Annotated in this window: 12 protein-coding genes; 10 read left to right on the top strand and 2 right to left on the bottom strand. The window is 49.8% G+C overall.

The annotated features are described in order from the left end of the window. Positions 1 to 52: 52 nt before the first annotated feature. The 7 genes from tolQ (at position 53) to K1Y77_RS08535 (ending at position 5,954) form a co-directional block, all read left to right on the top strand. Positions 53 to 748 (top strand): protein TolQ, encoded by a 696-nt coding sequence (tolQ, locus tag K1Y77_RS08565; RefSeq protein ID WP_030072943.1) that lies wholly within the window; start codon positions 53 to 55, stop codon positions 746 to 748. Positions 749 to 759: 11 nt separating this feature from the next. Continuing rightward, the gene (tolR, locus tag K1Y77_RS08560) at positions 760 to 1,197 is read left to right on the top strand and encodes a protein TolR (RefSeq protein WP_030072945.1); all 438 of its coding nucleotides are present in this window, start codon (positions 760 to 762) and stop codon (positions 1,195 to 1,197) included. A 13-nt stretch (positions 1,198 to 1,210) separates the two neighbouring features. Next, positions 1,211 to 2,407, top strand: coding sequence for a cell envelope integrity protein TolA (gene tolA / locus K1Y77_RS08555; protein WP_264431357.1), 1,197 nt, complete (start codon positions 1,211 to 1,213; stop codon positions 2,405 to 2,407). Beyond that, positions 2,407 to 3,693: a Tol-Pal system beta propeller repeat protein TolB gene (tolB, locus tag K1Y77_RS08550; protein WP_030072949.1), complete on the top strand. Its 1,287-nt coding sequence runs from the start codon at positions 2,407 to 2,409 to the stop codon at positions 3,691 to 3,693. The genes tolA and tolB overlap by 1 nt, the downstream gene beginning before the upstream one ends. 46 nt (positions 3,694 to 3,739) lie before the next feature. Next, a complete protein-coding gene (gene pal / locus K1Y77_RS08545; protein ID WP_264431355.1) occupies positions 3,740 to 4,285 on the top strand; it encodes a peptidoglycan-associated lipoprotein Pal in 546 nt (181 codons plus the stop codon). 83 nt (positions 4,286 to 4,368) lie between these two features. Further along, positions 4,369 to 5,160 (top strand): tol-pal system protein YbgF, encoded by a 792-nt coding sequence (ybgF, locus tag K1Y77_RS08540; protein WP_030072953.1) that lies wholly within the window; start codon positions 4,369 to 4,371, stop codon positions 5,158 to 5,160. A 32-nt stretch (positions 5,161 to 5,192) separates the two neighbouring features. Further along, on the top strand, positions 5,193 to 5,954 hold the full coding sequence (locus tag K1Y77_RS08535; RefSeq protein WP_030072955.1) for a YciK family oxidoreductase: 762 nt from the start codon (positions 5,193 to 5,195) through the stop codon (positions 5,952 to 5,954). Between the two features lie 139 nt (positions 5,955 to 6,093). Here the strand turns inward: K1Y77_RS08535 and K1Y77_RS08530 are convergent, their stop codons facing one another. Beyond that, positions 6,094 to 6,762 (bottom strand): HAD-IA family hydrolase, encoded by a 669-nt coding sequence (locus K1Y77_RS08530; RefSeq protein WP_264431352.1) that lies wholly within the window; start codon positions 6,760 to 6,762, stop codon positions 6,094 to 6,096. After that, positions 6,763 to 7,506 carry a bifunctional 2-polyprenyl-6-hydroxyphenol methylase/3-demethylubiquinol 3-O-methyltransferase UbiG gene (gene ubiG, locus K1Y77_RS08525; protein ID WP_030072959.1) on the bottom strand — a complete coding sequence of 248 codons (744 nt, stop codon included), beginning with the start codon at positions 7,504 to 7,506 and terminating at the stop codon, positions 6,763 to 6,765. A gap of 165 nt (positions 7,507 to 7,671) precedes the next feature. Here ubiG and K1Y77_RS08520 point away from each other — a divergent pair, with 165 nt between their 5' ends. The 3 genes from K1Y77_RS08520 (at position 7,672) to tamA (ending at position 11,758) form a co-directional block, all read left to right on the top strand. Further along, a complete protein-coding gene (locus K1Y77_RS08520; RefSeq protein WP_030072960.1) occupies positions 7,672 to 8,964 on the top strand; it encodes a nucleotide sugar dehydrogenase in 1,293 nt (430 codons plus the stop codon). Positions 8,965 to 8,973: 9 nt separating this feature from the next. Continuing rightward, complete coding sequence (locus K1Y77_RS08515) at positions 8,974 to 9,822, top strand: hypothetical protein (protein ID WP_264431350.1); 849 nt, start codon at positions 8,974 to 8,976, stop codon at positions 9,820 to 9,822. A gap of 82 nt (positions 9,823 to 9,904) precedes the next feature. Further along, a complete protein-coding gene (gene tamA, locus K1Y77_RS08510; RefSeq protein ID WP_030072964.1) occupies positions 9,905 to 11,758 on the top strand; it encodes an autotransporter assembly complex protein TamA in 1,854 nt (617 codons plus the stop codon). Position 11,759 lies beyond the last annotated feature (1 nt).

The following is an 11,759-nucleotide window of genomic DNA, read 5'->3' as shown; positions in this document are numbered from 1 at the left end:
GACACCACCACTGTTCGGAACTTCCGACGCTAATAGCTTGACGAGGGTAACTGTGAACGATAACACCATGTCTATTCCCCACTTGATAATGAGTGCCAGCACGGTTGTTCAGCTGGTGATGTTGCTGCTGGTGGTGGGTTCAATCCTCTCATGGGTGGTTATTTTCCAACGTAGCATTGCCCTACGTAGGGCAAAACAGGAATACAACCAATTTGAAGAATCGTTTTGGTCGGGGGTCGATTTAAACGAGCTGTATCGAGAAATTCCCGCGGATGACCCGCACTATGGTGCAGAACATATCTTTCAGGCAGGCTTCCGTGAATTTAATCGCTTAATGCCAAAAACACGTAACCCCGACACAATCTTGGAAGGTGTGCAGCGTAGTATGCGCGTTGCCTGGTCTCGAGAAGAAGATCGCCTAACTCAGCACTTGGTGTTTCTTGCCACCGTCGCGTCAGCGAGCCCTTACATTGGCTTGTTTGGCACGGTGTGGGGAATCATGGGTTCCTTTCAATCCCTTTCGATGACACAACAAGCTACGCTGGCTACCGTTGCCCCGTGGATTGCTGAGGCGCTAATCGCAACAGCAATGGGTCTTTTTGCAGCTATCCCAGCGGTGATTTTCTATAACCGCCTATCTAATGATGCTGCACGCTTGCTGGGTAAGTACGAAGACTTTGCCGAGGAATTTCACGCCATTTTGCATCGTAATTTGCAAGGCCGTGAAAGTAAGTCCAGCGCTAGCTAAGGGAGTACGCTATGCAAGGCCCGTTTAATCGTAGCGGCAATAAAAAGCCGATGGCGGAAATCAACGTAGTGCCCTTCATTGATGTCATGCTGGTTTTGCTGGTGATCTTCATGATTACCGCACCGATGCTGACGCAAGGGGTACAAGTAGACCTTCCACAAGTCACCTCAGAGCCGATTGAAAGCCAAGAAGAAAGTGACCCAATCATCATTTCAGTTGATCGAGAGGGTGGTTATTTCATTACGTTAGGTGAAGACTCAACGTCTGTTTCGCTTGAACAAATGTCCGAACGGGTAGTAGCAATATTGCAGCGTCGACCTGGCACGCCAGTCATGGTGCGTGGTGACCGCAATGTGCCTTATGGACAAATAGTGTTATTGATGAGCACACTACAACGTTCAGGTGTTGCTAATGTAGGGCTGTTATCTGAGCCACCACAAGATGGTTAAAGGTAGCGCGCAAATGGCAGTTAAACCACCACGTGACCCGCAGGATGTTGGCTATACTTGGCCTACCGTTCTAGCGGTTGCAGTGCATCTATTAGTAGTGTTTTTTAGTTTAGTGAGTTTGCCAAGCTCTACAACAGAACCAGACTCTTCGTCTATTGTGCAAGCTACCTTCGTCAGTACTGAGACATTTACCGATCAGGCCCAGCAGGCAACGGAGCAACAGGCTGCACTTAATAGTTCGAGTGAACCTGACGAAGCTGAACCAGCGCCTGAACCTGATACAAGTGAACAAGAAGCCTTACAACAGCAAGCCGATGAAGCTGCTGCGAGAGAAGAGGCTCAAGCGCAGGCAGAAGAGCAAGCACGCGAGCTTCAAGAGGCTCAAGCTCAGGCCGAAGCTGAAGCGCAGCGAAGGGCAGAAGAAGCCCAGCGTCTAGCCGAACAGCAAGAGGTAGAAGCTCAAGCTCGGGAAGACGCTCAACGTGAAGCTGAGGCAGAAGCCCAACGCCAGCGTGAAGCCGAGGCAGAAGCCCAACGCCAACGTGAGGCCGAGGCAGAAGCCCAACGCCAGCGTGAAGCCGAGGCAGAAGCCCAACGCCAGCGTGAAGCCGAGGCAGAAGCCCAACGCCAGCGTGAAGCCGAGGCAGAAGCCCAACGCCAGCGTGAAGCCGAGGCAGAAGCCCAGCGCCAACGTGAAGCTGAGGCAGAAGCCCAGCGCCAGCGTGAAGCCGAGGCAGAAGCCCAACGCCAGCGTGAAGCCGAGGCAGAAGCCCAACGCCAGCGTGAAGCTGAGGCAGAAGCCCAACGCCAGCGTGAAGCTGAGGCAGAAGCCCAACGCCAGCGTGAAGCCGAGGCAGCTAGGCAGCGTCAGCTAGAAGGGGAAGCTCAGGCTGCCGCTAATGCACAGCAGGCTCAGCAAGCCGCGAATAGTTTTATTAATATTGTGCGTCGTGCGGTAGAGCAAGCATGGTTAATTCCAGCGGGAGCTAGTGACACGATGAGTGCTACGATTCAAGTAAGGCTTGGCCCGTCAGGAGAAGTCCTTTTAACCACTATCGCCTCATCGAGCGGTGATAGCGCCTTTGACCGATCTGCGATGCAGGCCGTAGAACACGCTGCACCGTTCAGCGAGCTGAGGGACTTGCCCGCAGAGCAGCAGCGCAATTTACGTCAATTTAATCTGCGATTTACCCCGGGGGATGTTCGCTGATGCAAACCATAAGCAAAGTATGGCTATTGTGTGTACTGCTTTTTGTGAGTAGTTACGCAAATGCAAACCTAACGATCGAGATAACACGAGGGAGTGATCAGGCCTTACCGATCGGTGTTGTACCCTTTGCAGGAGGCGACAATATGCCTGAGGACGTCGCTCAAATCATTCAGGATAATCTCGAACGCAGTGGCTTTTTTGCGCCCTTAGAACGCGATGCCATGTTTGATAGGCCAAACCAAGCGGATGACGTTGAATTTGGAACTTGGCGTTCGCTAGACGTGCGATATTTAGTGGTAGGTCGTGCGCAACAAACGGATAGCGGTTATCAGATTCAGTTTGAGCTAATGGATATTAGTGGGCAGCGTCGCATGATTAGTGAAACGGTTACTGCGAGCACAAATGATTTACGTGGAGCCGCACACTATATTAGTGATCAAATTTTTGAAGAGATCACCGATATCCGAGGAGCTTTCTCTACTCGGATTGCCTATGTCACCGCGCAAGGGCTTGGCGATAACATGCAATTTGGCCTGTATGTTGCCGATGCTGATGGGCGTAATAGCCAACAGATACTTACTTCAGACCAGCCGATTATGTCGCCCGCTTGGTCTCCTGATGGTCGTAAGCTTGCTTATGTTTCTTTCGAAACAGAGCGCCCAGCGATCTATATTCAAGATGTCTCGACTGGTCAGCGGGTCCAGGCTACGTCTTTTGAAGGCATTAATGGCGCCCCAACATGGTCACCGGATGGCCGCCGCATCGCGATGTCATTGTCTAAAGATGGACAACCTGAAATTTATATTCTAGATATCAATAATCGCTCGGTAGAACGTATTACTCAAAATAGCAGTATTGATACCGAGCCCGCTTGGGCACCGGATGGGCGTAGCTTACTATTTACCTCTGACCGTAGCGGCGGACCACAAATTTATGAGTATTCACTAGGTAGCGGTGAGGCAAACCGCATAACGTTTACAGGCAACTATAATGCCCGCGCGCGTTACTCTCCTGATGGTGAGTACATCTTTTTGATTCACCGCTCTAGCCGTGGTTATCAAGTTGCACGGCAAGAACGTGATGGAGGACGCCTTGTTGTCATAAGTGAAACAACAAGAGATGAATCTCCTAGTGTTGCCCCGAACGGGACCATGGTAATCTTCGCTACCCAACAGGGTAGCAATGGGGTATTAAGTGCCGTTTCAGCGGATGGCCGCTCGTCATTTAGATTACCCGCAGCGCAGGGTGATGTCCGTGATCCCGCGTGGTCACCTTTTTTAAATTAATTGACGAAAAGTATTAATTTTTTGTTTTCAGGCAAGGAGTCTGATTATGCAACTCAAACCGTTGGCTCGCTCATTGGCAGTAGCGCTATCTATCGTAGTTATCGCTGGCTGTTCCAGCACCGGCGGCACCCAGGACGGTGATTCTTATGGAAGCCAGGATGGCAGCAGCATGGGGTCTAGTACCTCCGGTGCGGGCGCTGGTGGTCAGTATGGCTCCACATCTGGTTCAGGTGCCGGCTCTAATCAACAAGCAGACTCACGCATTCCAGAAGTACGCACCATCTATTTTGATTTTGACCGCGATACAATCAAAAGCGATTACGAATCAGTAGTGATGGCCCATGCTCGCTACCTACGCGCCAACCCCAGCGCTCAAGTTGTTCTGCATGGTCACACCGACGAGCGTGGTACTCGCGAATACAACATGGCCCTTGGTGAGCGTCGTGCCGGAGCTGTTCAGCGTTTCTTGAATATTCAAGGCGTATCTCCTTCGCAAATGAGCGTGGTGAGCTACGGTGAAGAGCGCCCAGCCGCTAGTGGCCAAGGTGAGAGTGCCTACTCTCAAAACCGTCGCGTTGTCTTTAACTACTGATGGCATTGGTGTACCTAGTGCTGAACATTAAGTACGCGTTATTAGGCGCTAGGTACGCTAACTGAGTAATGATTGGAGTCATCATGAATCACAGTCTCAAACGTTATTTTGAGAGGCTGTGCGGTGCGGGAGCCATAGTGCTCCCGCTGTCCGTATTGCCCCTGACGGCCTTTGGTCAGCAGCCCCTCGTTCAAGATTTATCCAGCGGTTCGAGTGGCTTTTATCAGCAAACTCAACGTCAGGAATCATCTGGCGGAAACCTTGTATTGTTTAATCAAGTACAAGAGCATCAGAAGGAAATTCAGCAACTACGTGGCCAGATCGAAGAACTACGGCATCAGCTAGAGCAGCTTCGTCGACAATCCCAGCAACAGTACCTAGACATTGAAGATCGCTTAATGAATAGCGCTTCAAATCAAATTGAGCAATCCACACCGGAAGTAGAGCCAGAAGCAGCTGAGCAAGTAGTCAATGCTCCTTCTAGCCGTAACGTCAGTGAAGATGCTCAGGCTGACTATCAGGCGGCCTTCGCCCATGTTCAAGCACGTCAATTTGAAGATGCTATCGATGCGTTCAAAGCTTTTGTCAGCGATCATCCCGACAGTAGTTTGACGGCTAACGGTTATTACTGGCTGGGTGAGCTCTATGCGGCGGAAGGCGAACTTAGCGCAGCTGATGCGTCGTTTAGTCGCGTCATTGAGCAGTACAACGGTAGTAGCAAAGTGCCCGACGCGCTCTATAAACTGGGGTTAGTGAAAGCACGCCAAGGCGAGGCTGAACGCAGCCGTGAATTGCTGGAACAAGTACGTGATGATTATCCGCAGAGTAGCGCTGCAGGGCTTGCAAATGACTTTTTACGTCAGTCTGCAGGATAATATTGATTACACTTTCGCATCAAGGAAACCTCATGAGCTGCAAAATCGACTATCAACCAGCGTCCAATCTTTTGGAAAACCGCGTCGTGTTGGTAACCGGTGCGGGTGATGGTATTGGACGTGCTGCGGCACTTAGCTACGCCCGTCATGGGGCAACTGTAATACTGCTTGGCCGTACAATTGCAAAACTTGAACGTGTTTATGATGAAATTGAAGCAGAAGGTGGGCCTCAGCCCGCAATTTTTCCGCTCAATTTTGAAGGTGCAACGCTTAAAGACTTCCACGACATGGCTGAAACCCTCGATAAGGAATTTGGCCGTTTAGATGGGTTGCTTCATAACGCTGGCTTACTGGGAAGAATTACCCCTTTTGAGCAATACAACCCAGAGCTGTGGGAGCAAGTCATGCAGGTCAATATCAATGGACCTATTTGGATGACCCAAGCGTTGTTGCCACTGCTTCAGCAGTCAAAAGATGCCTCTGTCATTTTCACTTCATCAAGCGTTGGGCGAAAAGGCCGAGCTTATTGGGGGGCGTACTCAGTGTCCAAGTTCGCCACTGAAGGCTTCGTGGAAGTGCTTGCTGACGAACTTGATAACCAGTCAACTGTAAGGGTTAACACCCTAAACCCAGGTGCAACACGTACTCAAATGCGTCGCACTGCTTATCCTGGTGAAGACCCTCTTACTCTGCGTACTCCCGAAGAGATAATGCCCACCTACTTATGGTTGATGGGTCCTGATAGTGCCGGCACCAGTGGTCAAAAATTTGATGCTCAACCACCACGTGCATGAGCGTACGCTTCCCATAGCTTTTTGATACATAGTTTTTTGATACATAGTTTTTTGATACATAGTTTTTTGATACATAGCTTTTGACGTGCCGCTTGTCGATGTTCTACGCATTTTCATCAAATAGCGTTTCCCAATAACCCTACCGATGAAAGGTCGTTAGGGCATCGACTAAGTCTTTACAGGTTTCAAACCATAAGTCAGCTGGCCACTGATGGTAATCGTCTTCCTCACTGATATACCCGTACCCAACTGCGACAGCCGTCATTCCCGCTGCTTTTGCCGCCTCAATATCACGGATATGGTCACCAACGTACCAACACGCTTGCGGCGCCACGTTAAGCCTGCGCGCGGCTTCCCACAGAGGTTCAGGGGCAGGTTTTTTAACCGCAAGATCATCCGCACATAAAAGCGCACCTGGCGTCAGTGCCAAGGCTTCAAGCAGTGGAAGGGTATAGCGCCGAGGCTTGTTCGTTACAATTCCCCATAAGCGTGATTCGGCATGCCAGCGGACGAGCCATTGATCAAGGGGTTCAAATAGTCGACTGTGGACAGCAACGGCCTGTTCGTAAGCATCTAGCAAATACTGGCGCGCTGTATCATGCTCAGTAGAACCACTTTCGATACCAATAGCCAGGGTAACTAAGGCGCTACCCCCATTAGATACTTGACCACGTATTTGGCTGTAAGGCAGTGATACCAGACCATGATGCCGTCTCAATGCATTTGTCGCTTCAGCAAGGTCTGGGGCTGTGTCAACGAGAGTTCCGTCTAGATCAAACAGTATGGCTTCAGGGAGAGACGTTGACATTTATTGACTCGCTTTACGGCAATACATCATATAGTTAACCGACACATCATTAGCTACTAAACGGTAGTGACGAGTTATGGGATTATATGTGAGCCCGGTTTGTTCGTTAATCTCAAGATCGGCAGCTCTTGCCCAAGCAGCCATCTCAGAAGGGCGTATAAATTTCGCATAATCATGGGTGCCACGGGGCAACAGTTTAAGCACGTACTCAGCACCTAAAATCGCAAAAGCATAGGATTTAGGGGTGCGATTTAAGGTCGAGAAGAAAATATATCCCCCTGGACGAACCAGTTTACTGCAAGCGCGGATAACAGATGCCGGGTCTGGGACGTGCTCAAGCATTTCCATACAAGTGACAACATCATAATGCCCTGGCTTTTCTGCTGCTAAGGCTTCAACACTTATCAATCGATAATCTACTGTTACGCCACTTTCTGCAGCATGTAAACGAGCAACACTCAGAGGGGCATCTCCAAGATCAATGCCAGTAACGTTGGCCCCACGATGGGCCATAGACTCGCTTAAGATGCCGCCACCACATCCAACATCCACTACGCGTTTGCCGGCTAGCCCTGCGCGAGCGTCGATAAAATCAAGACGTAAAGGGTTAATCTCATGCAGTGGTTTAAATTCACCCTCTAAGTCCCACCAACGGCTAGCAAGTGCTTCAAATTTAGCAACTTCTGCTGCGTCGACATTGTCGTGGTTGCGATGAGTAGTGCTATCCTGAGATATCGCTTGCATATTCTGACTCCCGTCGTCGTTATGTTGGCATGAAGGTGGCATCCAACCAGCCGTTCAGTATGATGTCATTCTAACCACTCCTGGAGCACAACGCATGAAAAGGAACGCGACATGATTTTTAACCTTCTACTTTCGCGGCTTTTATCTTCTCAGGGAGCGTAATGAATGCAAGTGTTACTCCATGGTAGTGAATTAAGTGCCGCCACCGCCGCCGCTGCATTAGCCTGGGTGGGACATCAAGTTGAGTGGTTGCCTCATAAGAGCGCACCATGGTCAGCGCTTTCAAAGGCAGACTGGCTACGCCGCGAACCCGAATTAATGACTCATATTGATCAGGCGATAGCGGGCGGAACACTTAAGATTATTGACACTCCGGATCAGGCAAGTTCCCCTGATATTGTGTGGCTGGCACTTTCTCCAGACCAGCGTCCAGCGGCTAAACAGCTGCTCAAAATACCTATTTTTGAACACCATCCCGGTGCGGTCTTAATTAATAATTCTACTTTTCCTGTAGGAGAGACAGAAAAGCTGCATGCGCTTATGGGAGCTCAGCACAGTAGTGTTGCTTTACCCGACACGCTTGAAGAAGGACGAGCTTGGATAGCATTTACTCGCCCCACACGTTGGCTTTTGGGCTGTGATGATGCCGTCGGTGAGCAAGTGGCACGTGAACTTTTGCGCGCTTTTAATCGTCGCAATGATGTATTTCAGCGCATGCCTTGTAGAGCTGCTGAGCTCACTAAGCTAGCTATTAATGGCATGCTGGCAACACGCATCAGCTATATGAACGAAATTGCAGGACTGGCAGACACGTTGGGCGTAGACGTTGAGCATGTGCGTCGTGGTATGGGAGCGGACACACGTATTGGCTATGAGTATTTATATCCTGGCTGTGGCTTTGGTGGCCCTAATTTCTCTCGCGATCTGATGCGCTTAGCGGACGTTCAGTCAGCCAGTGGTCGTAATTCGGCGTTATTAGAGCAAGTAATGGACATTAATGAGCAGAAAAAAGAGACCTTGTTCAGGAAATTATGGACATTCTTTGAGGGAGATTTAGCAGGCAAAACGGTTGCTATATGGGGGGCTGCTTTTAAACCTGGCACCACTCGAATCGATCATGCGCCAGTACTCACGCTTCTTGCCGCTTTATGGGCACAAGGAGTAAAGGTAAACCTTCATGATCCAGCGGCAACCCCAGCGCTTCATGAAGCAGTAGGCCAGCGAAACGATCTAACTACGTTTACCAGTGATCCTTACCAAGCATGTGAAGGTGCAGATGCACTGATGTTAGTAACTGAGTGGAAATCTTATTGGAACCCAGACTGGCATCGTTTAGCCTCATTATTGAGCGCTAAGTTAGTATTGGATGGGCGTAATATCTATGATCCAGCCTTCGTAGCTAGCTGTGGCTTAAGGTATAGAGGAATTGGTCGCCGTGCCGACCCTACAACGCATTGAGGAAAAAACATGCCCAATAGCACTGGGTCTTCTCGCATTGTTCCCGATGTGGATCAAAGCTTGACTGCACAACACTTGCGTCATCGCAAGGGGCCTACATTGTGGCCATTGTGGCTATTTATAGTGCTTATCATTATTTCATTATGTGCCGCAGGGGTAGGTCTTTGGTATGAAAGAGAACGTTTACTAGAGGAGGTTCATCGAGTAAGTGGAGAAGTATCAAACCTACATGCAAGGCTGGACTCAGGTGACACGGATACGCAAGATGCGATAGCCTTTGTACAAGCTCAAATGACAACACTGTTCCAAGAACAGGAGATGCTGGCTGTCGCAGTAACGGACACTCGTGAAGAACTGTATGGGCTTTTAACGTCTAACGAAGAGCTTGTAAATAACGATGCGCTCAGCAGTATTGCAGAGCGTATCAACCAATTAGAAGAGCAGGCAGCACTGCGTGACCAACAACTCGCTGCCATTAGGACGTCGCTTGATGCACTTGAGCAAGCTGGTATTGCTGGGCGCCAAAACCTAGCCGAAGAGGTTACTTACCTCGAAGAGGTGCTATCACAGCGCTTAGCAGCTACTTCAAGCCGATTAGAAGACATTGAGCAGTTGGAAAATGAGAGCACTGAATTGGTAACAAAAGTTACCGCATGGCAAGAAGAGATTGATCAGCGCTTTAGTGAGGTAAACTCAACACTTGAGACTCTAAGCAGTACTGACACTCCAGCAACTGTGGAAGCTCTAGAAGCGCTTGAGCAACAATGGGCACAACAGCTTAACACCTTAGAGAGTGATATCCGTCAAGTGCGGCAAGCTCAGCTGGCATTTAGTGCCCAAATGGAGATGCTCCGCTAGAAATGAAACGCTAGGAATTGTCCGTTATGGGGCAATTGGTAATGAAGCCACCGAGTCGCTGATTTGGTTAGGGATGAACTGCATGGAAAGTAAACGGCGATGGCCTACCGTCAAAAAAGCGACTTGTGGGGTGGTTTTACCACTTTTTATAACGTGGGCCGCTCCCGGATGGGCGCTTAATGCCTCCATCAATGGTGTCAGCAGTGAAGTGGAAGCTAATATTGATGCGTATTTACAAAATATTGATGAGGGCCAGTACACCGATGTCAGGTTAGAAGGTGAAATACGTAAACGTACGCGAGAAGCAATGCGTGTTTTCGGCTATTACGAACCTGACATTACAGTTGACGTTGAAAGCTCTCCCATCACGCTTCGCATTGAACCTGGTTCACAGGTCAAAATCGACGTGCTGTCTATCAATATCGCCGGCGAAGCAAGAGATGACCCGCCCTTCCAGGAAGCGCTCGACGCATTTCCCTTAGCTGAGGGAGATACATTACGCCATGCACCCTGGGATCGCCTGCGTAATCAATTTTCAGGCTTAGCGCTGGAACGTGGCTATTTTGATTGGGGGTTCACCGACCGCCGTATGGAAATAAGGCCATATCTTGAAAGTGCGCGCCTCTACATGGATTTCGATAGTGGACCACGTTATCAATTTGGCAATACGTTTATTTCAGGCAGTCATATTGAGCCTGAACGCTTGCATAAAATGCAGACCTTTGCGGAAGGGGAGCCTTATCTAGCGGAATCAGTAGCACTTTATAATCAACGCTTAGCCGAGACAGGTTGGTTTAGCTCGGTAACGGTTCGACCACGCTTAGAGACAGCACGTGAGCTGGCCCTATCACCGCCAACAGGTGGCTCGCCGTGGTGGGATGAGGCAACGGCGTCGCAGCCTAAGCGCCCCCGACTTTCTAGTGCTGCGTTCGCAAGTGCACTAAGTGTCACTCAGCGCGACGATACACGCCTACCTATTGACGTAAGTGTAGAGCCTGCTGACCGTCATCAATTCGAAGTGGGGGTTGGCTTTGCTACCGATGTAGGGCCACGTTTGCGCTTTGGTTGGCAACAACCATGGATTAATCGTTTTGGTCATAGCTTAAATCATGATTTATATATTTCAGCACCCGACCAACGTTTTACAGGTAACTACAATATTCCGCTAGACGATCCCTTACGTGATAGCTACCGGCTGCAGTATGGCCTGCGTAACCTAGATGATGGCGATACTCAGTCGTTAGAAGGCACCGTAGAAATCGCGAGGCGCTGGGAATTTGAAAACCGCTGGGTACAAACACTTTACTTCCGTAGCACCTTCGAAGACTTTACCCAAGGTGGGGTATCCGATGAAGTGTTGCTCTTTTATCCAGGCATTCAATGGTCACGCACAAGAACGCGTCCGCAGCGGTTCCCCCTATGGGGAGACCGACAACAGCTATCAATCGAATATTCAGACCCTTTATGGGGATCTGACGCACAATTTACACGTTTAACAGGCGATACCGAATGGATCCGAACCATCGGCAATGACAACCGTTTTTCAGCAAGACTAAGCATTGGCGCTATTGAAACAGATAATTTCGATAAACTGCCTCCATCGCTACGCTTTTTTGCAGGCGGTGACCGAAGTGTTCGGGGTTACTCTTACGAAAGCCTATCCCCGCGAAATGAAGAAGGGCGCTTACGTGGTGGCCAACAAATGTTGACCTCGACATTCGAGTACCAGCGCAGAGTCTCTGGGGATTGGTGGGGAGCCACTTTTATTGATAGCGGTGACGCCTTCGATAACTGGGGCCCTGAGGAGTTGAAAACAGGCGCAGGGCTTGGCGTACGCTGGATTTCACCAGTTGGGCCTATCCGACTAGACGTAGCACATCCCTTTGACGATGAAGATGATTGGCGCCTGCATTTTTCCATCGGACCGGAATTCTAGG

The sequence above is a fragment of the Halomonas qaidamensis genome (genome assembly GCF_025917315.1).
GTDB classification, from domain to species: Bacteria; Pseudomonadota; Gammaproteobacteria; order Pseudomonadales; family Halomonadaceae; genus Vreelandella; species Vreelandella qaidamensis.
Note: the sequence above shows the minus strand (reverse complement) of the source record. Positions and strands in the feature narration are given on the sequence as shown.